This window comes from Dyella sp. GSA-30, from assembly GCF_027924605.1.
Taxonomy (GTDB): Bacteria; Pseudomonadota; Gammaproteobacteria; order Xanthomonadales; family Rhodanobacteraceae; genus GSA-30.
In genome coordinates this window covers 2,800,844-2,818,524 of record NZ_AP027042.1, presented here as the reverse complement: position 1 = coordinate 2,818,524, position 17,681 = coordinate 2,800,844, and the positions used below count along the sequence as shown (strand labels likewise).

At 61.3% G+C, this 17,681-nt stretch carries 13 protein-coding genes and 1 tRNA gene; 1 reads left to right on the top strand and 13 read right to left on the bottom strand.

The window, feature by feature from the left end; all coding sequences use genetic code 11:
- Nucleotides 1-44: 44 nt before the first annotated feature.
- The 13 genes from QMG46_RS12425 to murJ all read right to left on the bottom strand — a co-directional run bounded on the left by QMG46_RS12425 (nucleotide 45) and on the right by murJ (nucleotide 16,956).
- Nucleotides 45-449, bottom strand: a complete 405-nt coding sequence (locus QMG46_RS12425) for a DUF4124 domain-containing protein (protein ID WP_281848146.1) — start codon at nucleotides 447-449, stop codon at nucleotides 45-47.
- Between the two features lie 26 nt (nucleotides 450-475).
- On the bottom strand, nucleotides 476-886 hold the full coding sequence (locus tag QMG46_RS12420) for a type IV pilin protein (protein WP_281848145.1): 411 nt from the start codon (nucleotides 884-886) through the stop codon (nucleotides 476-478).
- Between the two features lie 11 nt (nucleotides 887-897).
- Nucleotides 898-6,309, bottom strand: a complete 5,412-nt coding sequence (locus QMG46_RS12415) for a pilus assembly protein (protein ID WP_281848144.1) — start codon at nucleotides 6,307-6,309, stop codon at nucleotides 898-900.
- Nucleotides 6,310-6,345: 36 nt separating this feature from the next.
- Nucleotides 6,346-7,083 carry a PilX N-terminal domain-containing pilus assembly protein gene (locus QMG46_RS12410; RefSeq protein ID WP_281848143.1) on the bottom strand — a complete coding sequence of 246 codons (738 nt, stop codon included), beginning with the start codon at nucleotides 7,081-7,083 and terminating at the stop codon, nucleotides 6,346-6,348.
- Entirely contained in the window at nucleotides 7,083-8,204 is a 1,122-nt protein-coding gene (locus tag QMG46_RS12405; RefSeq protein ID WP_281848142.1) for a PilW family protein, read from the bottom strand. The genes QMG46_RS12410 and QMG46_RS12405 overlap by 1 nt, the downstream gene beginning before the upstream one ends.
- A complete protein-coding gene (gene pilV / locus QMG46_RS12400) occupies nucleotides 8,201-8,728 on the bottom strand; it encodes a type IV pilus modification protein PilV (protein ID WP_281848141.1) in 528 nt (175 codons plus the stop codon). The genes QMG46_RS12405 and pilV overlap by 4 nt, the downstream gene beginning before the upstream one ends.
- Nucleotides 8,729-9,003: 275 nt before the next feature.
- Nucleotides 9,004-9,525 (bottom strand): hypothetical protein, encoded by a 522-nt coding sequence (locus QMG46_RS12395; RefSeq protein ID WP_281848140.1) that lies wholly within the window; start codon nucleotides 9,523-9,525, stop codon nucleotides 9,004-9,006.
- A 146-nt stretch (nucleotides 9,526-9,671) separates the two neighbouring features.
- Nucleotides 9,672-9,747 (bottom strand) — tRNA-Thr (locus QMG46_RS12390).
- 54 nt (nucleotides 9,748-9,801) lie between these two features.
- On the bottom strand, nucleotides 9,802-10,761 hold the full coding sequence (ispH, locus tag QMG46_RS12385) for a 4-hydroxy-3-methylbut-2-enyl diphosphate reductase (RefSeq protein WP_281848139.1): 960 nt from the start codon (nucleotides 10,759-10,761) through the stop codon (nucleotides 9,802-9,804).
- 63 nt (nucleotides 10,762-10,824) lie between these two features.
- A complete protein-coding gene (lspA, locus tag QMG46_RS12380; RefSeq protein WP_281848138.1) occupies nucleotides 10,825-11,322 on the bottom strand; it encodes a signal peptidase II in 498 nt (165 codons plus the stop codon).
- A 56-nt stretch (nucleotides 11,323-11,378) separates the two neighbouring features.
- Nucleotides 11,379-14,252, bottom strand: coding sequence for an isoleucine--tRNA ligase (ileS, locus tag QMG46_RS12375; RefSeq protein WP_281848137.1), 2,874 nt, complete (start codon nucleotides 14,250-14,252; stop codon nucleotides 11,379-11,381).
- 77 nt (nucleotides 14,253-14,329) lie between these two features.
- The gene (locus QMG46_RS12370; RefSeq protein WP_281848136.1) at nucleotides 14,330-15,283 is read right to left on the bottom strand and encodes a bifunctional riboflavin kinase/FAD synthetase; all 954 of its coding nucleotides are present in this window, start codon (nucleotides 15,281-15,283) and stop codon (nucleotides 14,330-14,332) included.
- A gap of 80 nt (nucleotides 15,284-15,363) precedes the next feature.
- The gene (murJ, locus tag QMG46_RS12365) at nucleotides 15,364-16,956 is read right to left on the bottom strand and encodes a murein biosynthesis integral membrane protein MurJ (RefSeq protein ID WP_281852884.1); all 1,593 of its coding nucleotides are present in this window, start codon (nucleotides 16,954-16,956) and stop codon (nucleotides 15,364-15,366) included.
- A gap of 247 nt (nucleotides 16,957-17,203) precedes the next feature.
- On the opposite strand from murJ, the gene rpsT reads away from it, so the two are divergent.
- Nucleotides 17,204-17,467, top strand: coding sequence for a 30S ribosomal protein S20 (gene rpsT, locus QMG46_RS12360; protein WP_281848135.1), 264 nt, complete (start codon nucleotides 17,204-17,206; stop codon nucleotides 17,465-17,467).
- Nucleotides 17,468-17,681 lie beyond the last annotated feature (214 nt).

The following is a 17,681-nucleotide window of genomic DNA, read 5'->3' as shown; positions in this document are numbered from 1 at the left end:
AGCCCGATTGGTGCCTGAGCCTGCCCGCTTTAATCGAGTGCGTTCTATTTGTCATCGCAATAGCTCCCGATCTGTGCCTGGGCATCGCCACGCGCCTTCAACCGATCGTCGCTGCTGAGTAATCGGGCTGCGTGGATATCGCTGCTATCGACAACCGCTGCCTGACCGTCGATCCGTTTGAGATTGTCACGCGCAACCTGACAAAGATGGACGCGCTGCGTTTTGTCCATCTGATCCACATCCGCCTTGGACACCGTCAACTGCGGTGCATCGGCCATCGACCGCACAGGGGTATCCACGCCCCCTTTGAGTTCCACCAGCTTGGCATTCTTTGCCTGCGGATGTTCTTCATAGTGGACCGTGCCGGCGGCGTCGGTCCATTTATAGACCTGCTGGGCGCAAAGCCCTTCGGACGCCAAAGCCAGCGCGACAAATGCAAGGTTATTCAACGATGGTCGGCTCAGCGTCGGCATCGTCAGTTGCCCCAACAAGCGGCCTTGGTGCCGGTACCGCTGATGGTCTGCTGACCTTGGCGGTTGATCGTGAAGTTCCCGCACTCGGTGTCTTCTGTCGCCTGGAGGCCGATCGCCGTTGCCGTGATCGAGAAGTTCTTCGTATCGGCGCTGGTGATGGCCACGGCGTAGAACTGACCCGCCATCGTGGTCGTACCACCCAGTGCGGTCACATCTGTCGTGTACGTGTTGTTCGAATAGAAGTAATGCTCCTGACGACCCGCCAGATCCAGCAACGTACGGGTCGCATCCGTACGATGCGCCCGAACCACATAGCGGTGATACGCCGGGATCGCGATGGCGGCAAGTATGGCCACGATCATCACCACGATCATGATCTCGATCAGCGTAAAACCCGATTGACGACGATGCATCTCGTATCCCCTTACTTGTCCAGCGGCTCGCGCCAGGAAATTTCGCCACTGGTGATGCCCTGCAGCGGAGTGACATCGTGGCAGATGATGGCACCACTGGACGTCTGCACGCAGACGCGCAACTGCTGCGTACCGTTGGCGTCGGTACCGCCCTTGTGCAGGCTGGGCTGCGATGGCAGGCCGGCGCCGAGCGAAACGGAGCGCGCAACATAGGTCGACTGCCCGGAGGTGGTCGTGTCGAGGAAGCCAAGCAAGCCCGTGCTCGACGTGCCCGACTTGTAGTCCATACCGTAGAGCAAGCCCTGGCCCTGGTCGGTACAGGTATCGGTACCGGGGAGATACGTCGTCGTCAACAACACACCGCCGGCCAGGGCCTGGGAACTGATAACGCGTTCGGCGGGCACTGTATTGCCATTACTGTCCGTGACCGACAGGTTGTACAACCAACCCGGGTAGGTAGCCACCAGCTGCGCGAACGCCGCTTCGTTAGCCACCGTCTTCGGCGACCCGACGACCTTGTCGTCTGCCGTGATCTGCACGTTGGTGATATCGATCAGCGACGACAGCGCGACCGTGCCCTTGCTGTCGATGATGCTCGCAACGATCTGTCGCTGCTGATCGCCCAGGTCGGCCTTGGTGTAGGCACGCCCCGTACCGAAGAACACCATCGAACGCTGCTGGTCGTCCACGCCCAGAGTCGGACGGATCGTGACCGGGCGATTGACACCCGAGACCAGCATACGAGGCGTCCAGGCGGTGGGATCAGTACTGTTGTTGAAATCGATCGCCCACATGCCGCCACTGAACGAGTTGCTGGTGCCCTGGGAACTGCCGAAGTAAAGCGCCTCGGCAATACCATCGAGATTGAAGTCCGAGGCAATCAGGTCGCCCGCGAAACTCTGTGCGCCGGCTTTCGCACTACCGACGTTGCCGAAATCGGCCGCATTGCTCTTGCTGCCCCAGGTCACCGGCGTCGGGTTGGCCGAGGCAAGGTTGGCCATGTCATAAGCGCGGATCATCAGGTTCTGCGAGGAGCCGGCGCTGCCGCCTTCGGTCGTGCCCACGCCGCTGTTATCCGTGGTACCCGATCCGGTGAACAGGTAGAACTTGCTCGGGTTCGGGTTGGTGGTGCCGGCCGGGCGGAACATCGCAACCGCTGGCAATGACGAGGTGTAGGTTGCCGTCAGCTGGGTCAGGTCGGCGCACGAAACGATCGTGCTGGCGCAGGTCGTGCCGGTCGCGCTGGTATTGGTCAGCTCGGCGAGCACTACCGGCGGGGCCTCCGGATTGGTCACGTCCAGCACCACATACGCGGAGAACGAGTTCTGCTGAGTCGCACCGCTGCCCGACTTGGTATCCAGACCGATCGGGCCACCGCCGAAACGGAACGGAACGATCAGCACCGTACCCCAGCCATCGGGATGGCATTGCGTCGTGCCGCTGGCCGCGCAACCCGTGTCCGCGCTGAAGATACGCGCGTCCTGGGAAATCGGCGAGCCGTCCACATAGAACATGTGCGTGTACTGCGGATCGGCCATCCAGCGCAGATGCGGCAGCAGGTTGCCGGGTACGTAGGCCCACACTTCGGCGCCGAGCGGGTGCGCGGTGTAACCGGTATCGGCAGTACAGGTGCCGTCACTGGCGCATTTTGGTGGCTGCAGATCGACCTGCTTGTTGGCCGCGTCGTAGAAGCCGCCATTGAATGCATGCAGCATGCCGTCGTTGGCGCCGACATAGATCATCTGGCGACGGCTCTGATAGACCGCTCGGAATCCGCCATAGCTCGCATCGTTGTACAGCAGGTCGAACGCTTCGGCAGGTGTACCAACAGCCAAAGGCGTGGAGTTGATGATGTCGCCAAGACGGTAGACCTGGGTATCGAGCGTACGCGAGCGCCAGTTGGGGTCGGGCTTGCCGTCGCTACCTACATAGTCCGCACCGCGTACCCATGAGACCAGTGCGCTCGCACCCGTCGCATCGCAGGTATTGAGGAAACGGTAGTTGCCGGTAAACGTCGTACCCGCGCATGTGCCTGTGCCGTTGAGCGTGCTGGACGTCCAGGTGAAATCCATCTGCTCGCCGGCGTCGACCTTGCCGTTATGGTTGGCGTCGACCCAGGTGAATATGTAGCGGCCATTGGCAGGTGTTGCCGCCGTCCCATAGGTACGCTGGGTAGCGGTGGTGTACGTGCCGGCATTGAGCTGCGTCTGCGCCGACCAGACCGTCGTCAAGGTGTCGAGTGTCTGGCCTGCACACTGCGCTGGCGCGATCGAACTGGGCGCCGATGCTACGTCGGTGAAGGTCTGGTAGCGCGACTCACCCGTGGTCGTGGTGCAGAACACTACGATCGGATTCTGGGTGTAATTACCCAGCGTCGGCACACCATTCACGTTGTAGCCGCCCATGCGCAGACGACCCTGCGCATCGGTCCACAGCGCATTCAGCGCGCCGGTCCATGCCACCTTCTGACTGCCGTCCTTATTCTGCTGCTGCGCCTGATAGAGCGCCTGATACGTCAGACCCTCACCCGCGGCGCTGCTGGAAACCACCGCCGCCGAGGTACCCGAACCCGACCGGGCAAGGATCTTGTTGAACACGTCAGCCAGACGGGCACCAAGCTGCGCCGGGTTGCGCACCGGGAAGAAGTTATCCGGCAAGCCATCGCCCGTACCGGCCGTGGTCGGCTGCCCCGTGTTGTTGTCCACGCGATCCCAGTTGGACGTCGAGCACGCAGGTGTCGTGGTGCTGTCGCAAGGCTGGTTGATGGCGTTGCCATTGGCGTCGGTGGTTGCAGCAAAACCACCGTACTTTGCAGCGTAGTAAAGCGGGTTCTGCAGTGCCTGAGCCTGTGCGCTACCGATCTTGAATTTGTAGACCTGGGGCACCGTCCAGGTGCTGGGTATGTTCTTGCTCTGGGTCAGAATGGAGTTGTCCTGATTACCGGGACGCAACAGATCGCGCTTGACGCCATCGTTGTCCGAGCCGGTCACGGTAAAACCACCGAGCATTGCATTGCCCGCATAAGCGGACAAATGTTCGATGCGCACCAGCGCCGTGTCTTCACCGATAGTAGGCTTACCACTGGTGCCGCACACCGAGCTTGTCGACAATGTCGCCAGCCAGCAGATGTCATAGCCGGTATAGCTACCGTGATTGGTAGTCGTCAGGTTGCACTGGGCGCCTACGCAATAGGTGAACATCACCTCGGTATCGAGATCGTGATCGTTACCCCATTGGGAATCTTCCCATACCACCGAGAAACTACCGGCCTTGCCGGTGCTGAGCTGCGGGCGGCCATAGACGAAGAACGGGGAGATGATTGACGTCTTGGTGCCGATCGTCACGTTACCGAGATAGCAGTTACGCCAATCGGACGACGATGCCGTGGCCGAACCGCTATTGTTGGCCTGGCACATCGGGACGATGCTGAAACTACCATTTGAGAGCGGAATCTGGAACTTCGGCAGGTTTTCCGCCAAGGCCACGGTATAGGTCTGAATATTGTTGGGATTGCCTGACGGTTTGGCCGCGCCCGATGCCGTCTTCAAGTTGGGCCGCATATCGGTAATGCGCGCCTTGTAAGCAAGACCGGCGATCAGGTAACTACCTTCCTGCGACGGAATATCGGGGCAGATCCCGCGCACCAGGCTCAAATTATCTACTGTCTTGCCGGTACATATGTCCTCATGCGTGTTCGCGGCATTGCCCACTACGCTTGCATCGCCTGTCTGCGCCGGGCCTGCCGTAGCCGACTGAGTCGCCACCAGATTATCGAGCGACCGACCGACCAGATAGGTGCCGTTGATTCCTTCGAGCGTGCCTACTGTCTTGGTCGAGTCGTTAGCAACGGTGCTGCCGAGGTTGGGAATGGCAACACTGGACACCTCGTCGCCATCGAACGAATTCAGACCTGTCGACAGCACGATGATGCTGCACTGCGCGCAGTACGGATTGCGCACATTGCCGCTGCTGTCCTTGCCGTAAGGATCAAACCAGGTCGCGCTCGGCAAACCAGTGAGGTCAGTCCCAGGCAAGTAAGCTGCCGTAGATGTACCACCGGCAATGTAATTCAGCGCCTCGGCGTACATCTCCGACAGCGGGTTGCCCCAGGCCTCGCAGCTGTAGCTCGACGTGGTGCCGGGATTGTTCAAATGACCGTTGCCGCCCGTACGGTTATTGATGCCGTAGGTATTGCAATCGGACCAGGTGCCATTCCAGCTACCGATGTTATTGACGATATTGAAGCGATTCAGCGCATTGACGATGCCCTCGGCTCCCGAAGCCAACGCCGACGAACAAAAGACACCCGTCTGCAGACTGATTTCGTCCCCGGTCCCGCAGTCGGTGTTGGCAACATTGCCGGCAAGCTTGCCGATGTTCCGTCGCAGCACACCACCCGAACGCGGGTCGCCATAACTGCCAGTGATCAGACCGAAACGCATCTGGCCGTTTTCGCCGTAACGCTGCAGCAGGCCCACCGGCTTGTAGCTGGGCGTACCGCTGTTGTTGTACGACTGGCAAAAACTCTCGCGGAAGCTCGAACCCGGATCGCATACCTGAACGCGTACGGTATATGACGTACCGCCGGTCGAAGACTGATTGGGAATATCGAACCAGTTGCTGTTTCCGTTGGAAGGCTTGCTACCAGTCTGCCATTGGCACTGCTGACTGGCCGTGGAACCCCATTCGGAAAATACACCCTTTGCAGCGCGCAGGCGCGGTGAGCCACTGACGCTGTAGTTGCCGTTGTCGTCAAACGTCGCGTTACAAAACGACATCGTTGTGGTGAACGGCGTGAAATTGTTGATATCGGTGCCCGAATAGACTTTCGCCCAGGCATGCAGGTCATTGGGAATCGGCGCACGCTCAAGCGTGGTAGCCGTCGACGTATCGGTGGAACGCAAACCGCCGTAAAGCACCAAGCGCAAGACATCCAAGCGGCTCATGGTCAGCCAGTTCAGGAAGTTGCCGCTCCAGGTTGTGCCATCGCACTGATGACCGTTTGTCCCAGTCGCCTTGGCACTGGCCTTATAAGTGGCGGTACCGTACTGGTAGCAAAGGTTGGAATCGAAGTAGCCCGAATAGTTGAATTTGTCGTTGTAGGTCGTGTCTACGACGCCGTCGCCGTCCAGATCGGTGTAGTCGGTATAGGCCTTGATGAACAGCTGCTCGTCGCGCGAGATAACCAGCATCACCAATGGCGCCACCGCGCTGGCGTTCAAGGTGGGATATGCGGTGTAGTCGCCGCCCACCGCCGTCTTGTTGTTCTTGTTCACCGCGATGGAAGCACCCGGCGCGCCGGCCGCCGTAGCCGCCATGGCGGCAGATAGCGGCAATATCGCCAGGAGCATCAACAGCACAGCCAACATCATCCGGCGAGCGGAGCGATGTAGTGCCTGGTTGGGACGAAGGAATCGATTCATGACCCGTCTCTTCAAAGGTATGGGCTTGCTGTGCGGTCAGTTGGCAATGCGCTGTTTGTATTGCGAGAGCGTCATGGCATTGGTCGCGGACGCATCCGTCGGACCGGTACCGCCGGCGCTCGCCACGCTCAGAATTTCGAAGTACATGGCTGCGCTACCACCGGCGGCACCACTGCCCTGCCCCCGATAGCCCGCAGCCTGCGCCGCGGCCGAGCCGGCCTGCAGGCCGGTGCCATCGGGCCGCACCCAGATGCTGGATGTGCCGCCGCTGGTGCAATCGCCGCTGGTGCAACTGGTGATGGTGACGTCCGGCTTGCTGTTCTTGACCCAGGTGGAAGGATCGTAGGCAAGTTCGCTGGTCTGATAGGCAATGGCGTAAAGATTGACCGTGCCGGTGGTGGCATCGGTACGGATGGTCATGCTCTTGAGCATGTCGCAGGTGACGCCGCTGCTGCCGATAGGCTTGGAGCCGCAGATCGGAAACGTACTGAAATCGGTGGAGGGCACCGTCCCGCCGGTCATGGTCGTAGGCCAGCCACGGTTGAAAGTGTGGTCGTCGAACAAAGCTACCGTGACATCGCGCAACGATTCGGATACTTCGAACAGTTGCTCATGCTGGGCGACATTATTGACCATATGCATTTCAGTGAGCGTGCCACGCATGGCAATGACCGCCACCACCGACAGCACGACAAGGAATACCAGGCCGATAAACAGTGCGACGCCGCGCTGTGCGCGACGGAGCGTTGCGTAACCAGGAGCGCGACTAGCCATTATCCACCTCGACTGCGATTACGCAGCTGCACGGTCTGTTGCATCAACGTACGCACGAACTGATCGGGACGGTTCAGCCCTGCCATGGAAAAACCATCGCAGTCGGCACCCGTGCTGGTAAGCGTAAATTTGCCGCCGGCATCCACTTCGTAAGAGCAGGTACCGGTCAAGGCGAACGTGCCGGTTTGCGGAATGGACAGGTCGCGCTCGCGGCCGCGGGCCACCATGCTCACTCGCACGGACAGGACATTGGTCCAGTCCTGATCAGTCATCTTGGCCGCGCTCTTGTATTGATTGACCGCGGGTACTTCGCTTTGCTGGCCGCTGGGGATGTACACACCGTATTCGAATTGCAACTGCTCGATACCCGAAACGATCGGGAACGCCTGGAACTTGCCACCGCTGATGCTCATGCGCATCAGGGTCGGCTGCGGCGTGCCACCGTCGCTCGTTGCCGAACAATTGCCACCGCTGGTATCGGAACACGGCTGCAGGTAATACATGTCCACCCGATACGGATAGACATAGCGATGCGTACTGCCCGGTAGCGTCGGTACCGAGGCGGATGCCTTGAAGATCTGCCCCGTCTGACCGACGTTTGCGGCCAGGTAATAGGTGGATGCCGGCAGGCAGGTACTGGTATCGAGTGCGGTCGCGCCGGTATCCACGGCACAAGGGTCCGCATCGGCATAGCGCACTACCAGCACGTCGCTGCCAGGCACATAGTTGGCGTCGTTGACGCACCCGGTGACAGGGAATTTAGCGCCGCCATCGACACCGTACACGCTACCCGAACCGGTGGCATTCTGTGCGGCCAGCAGCCAGGCGTCGTTGCAGGACGAAGCCCCGGTGCCATCGGTCAGCCCCTGGATTTCGTTCGGTAACACGCCGCCCCAGAAGCCGGCCATGCGCACCGACCAGCTGACGGTGTCGTTGGCAAAGCGCAGGTTCTGCTGCAGATAGTTGCTGCCCTGCTGCACCTGATACGCACGGCGATTGGCCAGAAGTACCTGAATCAGGCCCGCGACCACGATCAGACCGAGCAATGCCGCTACCAACAGCTCGATCAGCGAAACGCCCAACTGCCGGGACCGCCGTTGCATGGACTCGGGTCGCTTCATGGCATGTAGTTCAATGTGTAGGAGAGATCATCGTTTGCGCTGGTCGTCGTGTTGGTATCGACGGAGCCACCGGACCAATGTGCGGTTATCTGGTACTGGCCAAGCGATCCATTCCAGGTCACCGTGGCCAGATTGCCGCCAACCGGTCCCGGCGCGGCACTCTTCAGGCGATTGATCCATTGGCTGATATCGTTGCTGGCTATCTGCTGCGGCGTGCAGCCCGCGGAGCAATCGATCAGCGTCGGCGGCGTCGAGCCGGAGAAACAATAAGGACACTCGCTCGCGGTCGGTGCCGACTGATCGGCCGCCGTCTGCGGCAGTACCGCTACGGTCGGGTTGGCGCGCATCGCATCGATCAGGCTACGCACCTGGATAATGGCGTAGCTGCGCGACCCAGCCTGTTTGGTGAATTGAGCGCCCTTGATCTGCAACAACGCCAGGCCGAGTACGCCGACGCTGAAGATGACGATCGCCACAAGCACTTCGATCAGCGAGACGCCTCGCTGGCGCGATATAACCCGCATTGGGATTCCCCCTGGATGCCCTTGGGCGAACTGTGGACCGGGGCCGCGCAGCCGCCAAGGCCCCCACCGATGAGCGGTCGGAATTGGCCGACGAGCGGCGGCGACGGCCCGAACAAGAGTGACGGCCTTCACACGCCTTCGGGCGGGTTCCAGGCACAAAAAAGCCCGCACTGGGGAGGAACGCTAAGAGAATCACTTGGCCCTTGCCGTTACCCAAGCCGCTCTCGGCGTCCGTCAACGCCCCGGCTATTCGCCTTGAGCGACCTCGCGTTCGGCTAGGGATTACTACCAGGTGAAAACAGCCCATATTCGCCGCGCAGCTGGAATCCACCTCGTGCCCCGCCTATAGGTGAACTATCAATGGATAGGACACCACGCGAGCGCGAGTACGTATAAGTGGGGTGCCCACGATACTTGGATGAGCGACACGCGATGCGATAGATATCGCCTCTCGGCTGAGCGACGCCTTTGCAAAACAACCCGTGATACCCCCACTGCTTCATCGGCATGGCCTTTGGAATGACGATCTCAAGTAGGCCAGTCAGGCAAAAGAACTTTTCATTTCCGCAATCGTCGTAGCCGCCACCAAGATCGCCAAGTGGCGCGTCAATGTGTGCTTTGGCTTTACTCTGAATTTCCACGTTACGGGTAACGACATCGATGACAAGGGCCCTGTTGTCGCCTGCATCGGCTGCGTCATAGATATAACCCTTGGCCGGCTCCGAACCGTACGCCACAGGAAGTAAGTGGGCGGCTAGGAGAACCATCGCCGCAACAAACCTTGCTTTGAGTGGCATGGCTATTTCCCCGTCGTGGCATAGGCGTCAATTGCAGGTCGTAGCTTGCCACAAATTTGCCGTAGCCGTTCTACAAAATCCTGCCGTTCATAGCAAAACAGCGCACTACACTGCAACGTGTAATGCGCTGTTTCAATTGCAAAAAATGGTGCCGGAAATAGGAATCGAACCTACGACCTACGCATTACGAATGCGCCGCTCTACCAACTGAGCTATTCCGGCAGTGAATCTGGAATTTTACGGGGCCAAGCCAACCGGCGCAAGCCGTCGGGATGCTTAAAGGCTTGCCGACGAGCTGCCGACCACGCGCAGCTCCTTGGGCAAAGCGAACGTGATGGTTTCCGCTTCGCCGTCCAGTTCCTGCACCTCGTTGCCGCCCCAGGACTGCAGGCGGGCGATCACGTCGCGGACCAGCTTTTCCGGAGCGGAGGCGCCCGCGGTCAGGCCGATGCGCTTTACGCCGTCGAGCCAGCTGCGCTCGATATGCTCGGCACCGTCGATCAGGTAGGACGTCACGCCCTGCTTTTCCGCCAGCTCGCGCAGGCGGTTGGAATTGGAGCTGTTGACCGACCCGACTACCAGGACCAGATCGACCGCATCGGCAAGCCGGCGCACCGCATCCTGGCGATTCTGCGTCGCGTAGCAGATATCGTCCTTGCGCGGTCCATCGATGTCCGGGAATTTCTCGCGCAGCGCCGCGATGATCGCCTTGGTGTCGTCGACCGACAGCGTGGTCTGCGTGACATAGGACAGCTCGTGCGGAAACTTCGGCTGCAGTTTCGCCACGCAGTCGACGGACTCGACCAGCAGGATCTCGCCCGTATTGGCCGGGTTCCACTGCCCCATCGTGCCTTCGACTTCCGGGTGGCCGGCATGGCCGATCAGCACCACGCTGCGCCCGCCGCGCCCGAGGCGCGCCACTTCCATATGTACCTTGGTGACCAGCGGACAGGTCGCGTCGAAAACGTTCAGGTTGCGGCTTTCGGCTTCTTCACGCACGGCCTTGGACACGCCGTGCGCACTGAAAATGACAGTGGAACCATCCGGCACTTCGTCGAGCTCTTCGACGAATACCGCCCCGCCCGCCCGCAGCTTGTCGACCACATAGCGGTTATGCACAACCTCGTGACGCACGTAAATCGGCGCGCCATACGATTCGAGCGCCCGCTCGACGATGGCGATGGCGCGATCGACGCCGGCGCAGAAGCCGCGGGGATTGGCGAGAAGGATGTCCATGGGGCTGGGGAAGCTCGTTGGCTGCTTTGAAGGGATTATCGCACGTCGGGACGTTCAGCTTTGTTAGGGCTGCGAAGCCTGCTTTGTAAACAAGCCGAATACGATCAGCATGACCGCCCCAACCGTAATGGCCGAATCGGCCACATTGAAAACTGCAAAATCCCAGCTGTCGTAGTAATGCACGTGGATAAAGTCGGTGACCTTGGCCTGATGCAGGCGATCGATGACGTTACCCCAGGCGCCGCCGATGATCATCGCCAGCGGTACTGCCGTACGCCAGTCGCGGCGCGAGATGCGCGACAGCCACACCACCAGCGTCACGCCGATCACCAGCGCCAACGCCACGAAAAACCAGCGCTGCCAGCCCGCGCTATTGGCCAGGAAACTGAACGCCGCGCCGGTATTGAAGGCCAGGGTCCAGTTAAGCAACCCGGGGATGACCGGGTGCGGTACACCGGGTGGCTGCAACGCGCTCAATGCCCAGACCTTGCTGAGCTGATCGAGCACGATGACCACGGCGGTAAGCCACAGCCAGGACAGAGCAGAGGGTTTGGGCGACATGAACAAACTCGGTCGAAGAAAAAATCAGGCGCACCCTTGAGGTGCGCCCTTGCGTCTTAGAAGTAATGGCGATCTTCGCCCGGACCGTCGACATTGCTCACGCAACGGCCGCACAGCTCCGGATGCTCGGCATGCGTACCGACGTCGTCGCGACGATGCCAGCAGCGGATGCACTTGGGCGCTTCGCTGACCGTGGCCGACACCCACACATCGGCCCCTTCCAGCTCGGTGAGCACTGCCGTCTCCGGCTGACCGCCGGCAACATCCAGACGCAGATCGGAGGTGATGAAGAAGAAACGCATCTCTTCCATCGCCGACGCGTAACGCGACACGACGGCCTGGTCGGCGTGAATGGCGAGCTTCGCTTCGAGCGACGCGCCGATCTGACCACCCTTGCGCATCTCTTCGAGCACACGCGAAGCGGTGTCGCGAATGACCAACAGATCGGACCAGTAACGGCGCTGTTCGGGCGAACCCTGCGTCGCGGCCAGACCGTCGTACCAGGTCTCGAACATCACGCTTTCGCTGCGCTTGCCCGGCATGTGCTGCCAGATTTCCTCGGCGGTGAAACTCAGCATCGGCGCCAGCCAGCGCACCAGGGCTTCGAGGATGCGATACATCGCACTCTGCGCACTGCGGCGACCATGGCTGTTTTCCGGCATCGTGTAGAGCCGGTCCTTGGTGATGTCCAGATACAGCGCGCCCATTTCGTTGGTGCAGAAATTCTGCACGCGCTGCACGATTTCCGGGAAGTCGTAACGATCGTATGCGGCCGCCACTGCCTGCTGTGTGTCGTAGGCCTGCTGCACGGCCCACTGGTCGAGCAACACGCTGTCGGTCACCGGCAGCAACTGCGTCGCCGGATCGAAACCATCCAGGTTACCGAGCAGGAAGCGTGCAGTGTTACGGATACGGCGATACGTATCGGCCACGCGCTTCAGGATTTCGTCCGACAGCGACATTTCGTTGCGGTAGTCGGTCGAGCAGATCCACAGGCGCAGGATGTCCGCACCCAGGTTCTTCATGATGTCCTGCGGCTCGATACCGTTGCCCAGCGACTTGGACATCTTGCGGCCCTGCGCATCCACGGTGAAGCCGTGGGTGAGCACTTCCTGGTAGGGCGCACGCGCGTAGATGGCCGCCGAGGTGAGCAACGAAGAATGGAACCAGCCGCGATGCTGATCGCTGCCTTCCAGGTACATCACCTTGTATTCGCTCGCGGTGCCTTGCTGCAGCTCGGGACGCTGGCCGACCACGGTGAAGTGACTCGTACCCGAATCGAACCACACATCGAGTACGTCGGTGACTTTTTCGTAGTTGTCCGCGTCCGCGCCCAGCAGCTCGACCGGGTCGAGTGCGAACCACGCATCGATACCGCCCTGCTCCACCTTCTGCGCGACTTTTTCGAGCAGCGCGACGGAATCGGGATGCGGATCCTGCGTTGTCTTGTGCACGAACAGCGCGATCGGCACGCCCCAGGTACGCTGGCGCGAGATACACCAGTCCGGGCGGTCGGCGATCATGCCGGAGATGCGCTCCTCACCCCAGCCGGGGATCCAGCGCACGGTCTTGATCGCATCGAGCGAGGTCTTGCGCAGACCCTTCTGCTCCATGCTGATAAACCACTGCGGCGTCGCGCGGAAGATCACCGGCGTCTTGTGGCGCCAGCAATTGGGATAGCTGTGCTCGATCTTGGCAAACGCCAGCAGCACGCCACGCTCGCGCAGCAACTCGACGATCTGATCGTTGGCCTTCCAGATATGTTGACCGACCAGCACGGTGTCGCCCACGTTCGGCGTGTTGTCGCCGTACGTGCCGCGCGAACCGATGTAGTTGAGCGTGTCGATGCCATACGGCTTGGCGGCGACGAAATCTTCCGCGCCATGATCGGGCGAGGTATGCACTGCACCGGTACCGTCTTCATCCGACACGTGGTCGCCAAGAATCACCGGCACTTCGCGCGGATAGAACGGATGACGCAGAGCGACGCGATCGAGTTCCGCACCCGCTACCGCGACACTGCCCGCCACCTGCTCGGCGTGCTCGACCTGCATATAGCGGTGCGCGACCTTATCGGCCAGGCGCTGCGCGACCACGACCCACACCTCGCGCCCGTCGCGCTTGGGTGCCTTGATCAGCACATAGTCGATCGCCGCACCGAGCGAGACGGCCTGGCTTTCCGGCAGCGTCCACGGCGTGGTGGTCCAGATCGGGATGGCGACGATCGCATCGCCGGCATCGACACCGAACTTCGCCGCCAGCGCTTTTGCATCGACGGCATCGTAGGCTACGTCGACGGCCGGCGAGACCTTATCGCCGTACTCGATCTCCGCCTCGGCCAGTGCCGAGCCGCAGTCGAAGCACCAGTACACCGGCTTGGCGCCGCGCACGACGTGCCCGTTCTCGACGATCTTGCCCAATGCACGCAGCATGTCCGCTTCGTATTTGGCGTCCATGGTGCGGTACGGATTCTGCCAGTCGCCCAGCACGCCAAGCCGCTTGAAGTCGGTGCGCTGCAGATCGATCTGCTGTTGCGCATATTCGCGGCACTTCTGGCGGAAGGCGTCGGCATCCAGCTTGTCACCGACGCGGCCGAATTTCTTTTCGATGGCGATTTCGATCGGCAAGCCGTGGCAGTCCCAGCCGGGCACGTAAGGCGAGCGATAGCCGGCCATCAGCTTGGACTTGACCACGACGTCCTTGAGCACCTTGTTGACCGCATGGCCCAGGTGAATCATGCCGTTGGCATAGGGCGGGCCGTCGTGCAGCACGAACGTCTTGTCGCGACCGGCGGTCTGCGCCTGAATCTGCGCATAGCGGTCCACCTTCTCCCATTCCGCCAGCCAGTTCGGCTCGCGCTTGGGCAGATCGCCGCGCATCGGAAATTCCGTCTGCGGCAGATGGATGGTGCTCTTGTAATCCTTGCTCATTGTTTACGCTGCCATCGGGTAGTGGTCGGCACCGGCTCGTCGCCGAACGGTGCCGCGCGATTCTTGAAAAACTTAGGTCACGCTTCGGCCAGACGCGGATTCATGCCCAGTGCCGCGCGCGCTTCACGTGCGTCGCGATTCATCTGGGCCGTCAACGCTTCCAGGCCGTCGAACTTCTGCTCGTCACGCAACTTGGCGACAAACTCCACCGCCATGCGTCGACCGTACAGATCGCCATCGAAGTCGAACAGATGGACTTCGAGCAAGGGCTCGGCCACTTCGTTCACCGTGGGCCGTACGCCCAGGCTGGCGACACCGGGCCAACTGCACTCGCTTTCGCCCAGGCCGACGCGGACGGCAAAAATGCCCTGCACCGGCGTGACCCTCTCACGAAGATGGATGTTGGCGGTGGGAAAGCCAAGGGTGCGACCAAGCTGGTTGCCGTACTCGACCTTGCCCTCGATCACGAACGGCCGGCCCAGCAGCGGCTCGGCGGCGCCAAATTGGCCGGCGGCGAGCAGGCTGCGCACGCGGGTGGCCGAGACACGTTCGCCTTCCAGCAATACCGGCGCCATCACATGCGCTTCGAAACCACAGGCCGCGCCCATCGTTTCCAACAAGGCGACGTCGCCTGCGCGCTTGTGACCGAAACGAAAATCCCCGCCGACCCATACTTCACGGGCGGCCAAGCGCTCGACCAGCACGCGCTGCACGAAATCCTCGGCCGACATGGCGGTAAGGGCTTTATTGAAACGCAGCAGCAAGGCCTGCTCGATCCCGGCCGCAGCAAAGCCTTTCAGCTTTTCGCGCACGCCGGAAAGCCGCGGCACCGGCACAGGCGAAAAAAATGCCCGCGGCAGCGGCTCGAAGCTCACCACCGTCGGCGTCCAGCCGCTGATCTGCGCGCGCTCACGCACCTGCGCCAACAGCGCCTGATGCCCGCGATGCAGGCCATCGAAGGCGCCAACGGCAACCACGCTACCGCCGGGGGCCAGACAAGGGCCCGCGACGTCCCTGGAAAGTCTCATCATCGGCCGAGTATAGCGGCTGGACCTGGATTCTGGCCGTCCGAAATCGTCCTGAAGGCCCAAGACGCCGGGGCCCAGCGCCTTTACACGCCGCGCAAGTCGCGCATACGGAAACCGGTTGCAAACAACGTTGCGACATACGCACCACCGCCGGCAGCCACCAGCATGCCCAGATGCCAGACGCGCGTCCACCACGTCGTCGTGGACCAATCCGGCCACAACCATCGACCCAGCAGCAGCACGACGATCATCACCGCGCATGACAAGCCCAGCCGCACCCAATGACGCCCCCACCCCGGCTGGCGCTCATAGACGCCGGCCTTGCCCAACCAACGCCACAGCAGCGCCAGATTGATATAGCTGGCCGTCGCACTCGCCATGCCCAGTGCCATATGCAGCCCCGGCACCTTGACCAACGCTTCCATCACCGGCAATTGCTTGATCTCGGGCGACGCCCACCAACTGAACAGCAAGGCCAGAAACAGCAGGTTGAACACCATATTGGCCACCAGCGACGCGACGCCCGCACGGACCGGCGTACGCGTGTCCTGGCGCGCGTAGAACGCCGGCAACACCACCTTGACCAGGGCAAAGGCCGGCAGGCCGAAACTCAGCGCGGAAATCGACAAGGTCGCCATGTGCGTGTCGAACGCAGTGAACGCGCCATGCTGGAACAGCGTCGCCACCAGCGGCTCGGCCAGCAGCATCAGCGCGAACATCGCCGGTACCGCGATCAGCAACGTGGTGCGCAGCCCCCAGTCGAGCGCCATCGAAAAACCGGACCGATCGGTGGCCACGTGGTGACGTGACAGCGATGGCAGGATTACCGTACCCAGAGCCACGCCGAACACTCCCAGCGGAAGCTCGAGAAACCGGTCGGCCTGCGAGAGCCAGCTTTGCGAGCCGTCGATCAGGTGGGCGGCGATCAGGGTGTCCAGCAGCAGGTTGATCTGCGCCACCGAGGAGCCGAACAGGGTCGGGACCATCAGCCGCATGATCCGGCGCACATCCGGGTCCTTCCAGCCCCAGCGCGGCAGCGTCAGCAGGTCCAGCTGCCGCAGAGCGGGGAGCTGGAACAGCAACTGCAGCAGGCCGGCCGCCAGCACCGCCCAACCCATCGCCAGGATCGGGGTATGCAAGCGCGGCGACAACCACAGGGCGCCGGCGATCATGCACAGGTTGAGGATCACCGGCGTCAGTGCCGGCACGCCGAAACGATGAAAGCTGTTCAACGCCCCGCCCGACAACGCCGTCAGCGAGACGAACAGCAGGAAGGGAAAGGTCAGGCGCAACAGGTCGACGGTCAGCTCGTACTTGCCGGCCTCGGCCGCCGCGCCCGAATCGAAAAGCGAGGCCACCTGGGGGGCGAAAATGATGCCCAGTGCCGTAATGATCAGCAGGACGCTGCCCAGGGTGCCCGAGACCCGGGACATCAGCCCTTTGAGGTCTTCGTGGGGACGTTTTTCCTTCACTTCCGTGAAGACCGGTACGAAAGCGGTGGAAAACGAGCCCTCGGCGAACAACCGACGCATGAAATTGGGGATGCGGAACGCTACCCAGAAAGCGTCCGTGGCTGCATTCGCGCCAAACGCCATATTGATCGACATATCCCGGACCAGCCCGAGGACGCGCGAAACCATCGTCATGCTGCTGAACGAGAGCAGCCCGCGGAACATGCTGGGGGACTTCATGCGGTCGCCGGAACCTTCTCTTGGGAGGCGGAATGGGCGGCAAAACCGAGTAAACTGCGGTCTTGCCCGAAAAGGCGCGTAGTTTGACAGCCCCATCGGGCAAGATGACAGGCCAGATGTGGCAAAATGGCGATCCTCGCCTGCGTCGCCCCGAGCTAAGCTATTGACGTAGCGACGCAAAGACGTGATAATCGCCGTCTTTTTCCAACCCTAACGATTTCGGAGTTCTACCTTGGCCAACATCAAGTCCGCGAAGAAGCGTGCGCGCCAGTCCGAGCAGCGCCGCCTGCGCAACGTCAGCGCCCGTTCCATGGTGCGCAGCGCCCTCAAGAAGGTCATCAAGGCCATTGAGGCCAAGGACAAGGCTGCCGCTGTCGAAGCCTTTGCCACCGCCCAGCCGGTGATGGATCGTTACGCCGCCCGCGGCCTGATCCACAAGAACAAGGCCGCTCGTCATAAGAGCCGCCTCAACGCGAAGATCCACGAGCTGGCGTAAGCCGGCCTTGGATTACATTCGGGTTGGATAAGAAAAGCCGGCGTGAGCCGGCTTTTTTGTTTACTTATAAAAGCGGGCCGGCGTGAGTCGGCTTTTTTGTTTACCTATAAAAGCGGGCCGGCGAAAGTCGGCTTTTTTTTGTTTTCTGATCGAGAGCGCCCCCTCACCCCAGCCCTCTCCCCCGGCAGAGCCAGGGGAGAGGGAGCTAAAACGC

Excerpts from the sequence above, each read along its gene's own strand:
- QMG46_RS12420 (WP_281848145.1), bottom strand. The coding sequence starts at position 886 with ATGCATCGTCGTCAATCGGGTTTTACGCTGATCGAGATCATGATCGTG.
- QMG46_RS12415 (WP_281848144.1), bottom strand. The coding sequence starts at position 6,309 with ATGAATCGATTCCTTCGTCCCAACCAGGCACTACATCGCTCCGCTCGC.
- QMG46_RS12410 (WP_281848143.1), bottom strand. The coding sequence starts at position 7,083 with ATGGCTAGTCGCGCTCCTGGTTACGCAACGCTCCGTCGCGCACAGCGC.
- QMG46_RS12405 (WP_281848142.1), bottom strand. The coding sequence starts at position 8,204 with ATGAAGCGACCCGAGTCCATGCAACGGCGGTCCCGGCAGTTGGGCGTT.
- pilV (WP_281848141.1), bottom strand. The coding sequence starts at position 8,728 with ATGCGGGTTATATCGCGCCAGCGAGGCGTCTCGCTGATCGAAGTGCTT.
- QMG46_RS12395 (WP_281848140.1), bottom strand. The coding sequence starts at position 9,525 with ATGCCACTCAAAGCAAGGTTTGTTGCGGCGATGGTTCTCCTAGCCGCC.
- ispH (WP_281848139.1), bottom strand. The coding sequence starts at position 10,761 with ATGGACATCCTTCTCGCCAATCCCCGCGGCTTCTGCGCCGGCGTCGAT.
- lspA (WP_281848138.1), bottom strand. The coding sequence starts at position 11,322 with ATGTCGCCCAAACCCTCTGCTCTGTCCTGGCTGTGGCTTACCGCCGTG.
- ileS (WP_281848137.1), bottom strand. The coding sequence starts at position 14,252 with ATGAGCAAGGATTACAAGAGCACCATCCATCTGCCGCAGACGGAATTT.
- QMG46_RS12370 (WP_281848136.1), bottom strand. The coding sequence starts at position 15,283 with ATGATGAGACTTTCCAGGGACGTCGCGGGCCCTTGTCTGGCCCCCGGC.
- murJ (WP_281852884.1), bottom strand. The coding sequence starts at position 16,956 with ATGTTCCGCGGGCTGCTCTCGTTCAGCAGCATGACGATGGTTTCGCGC.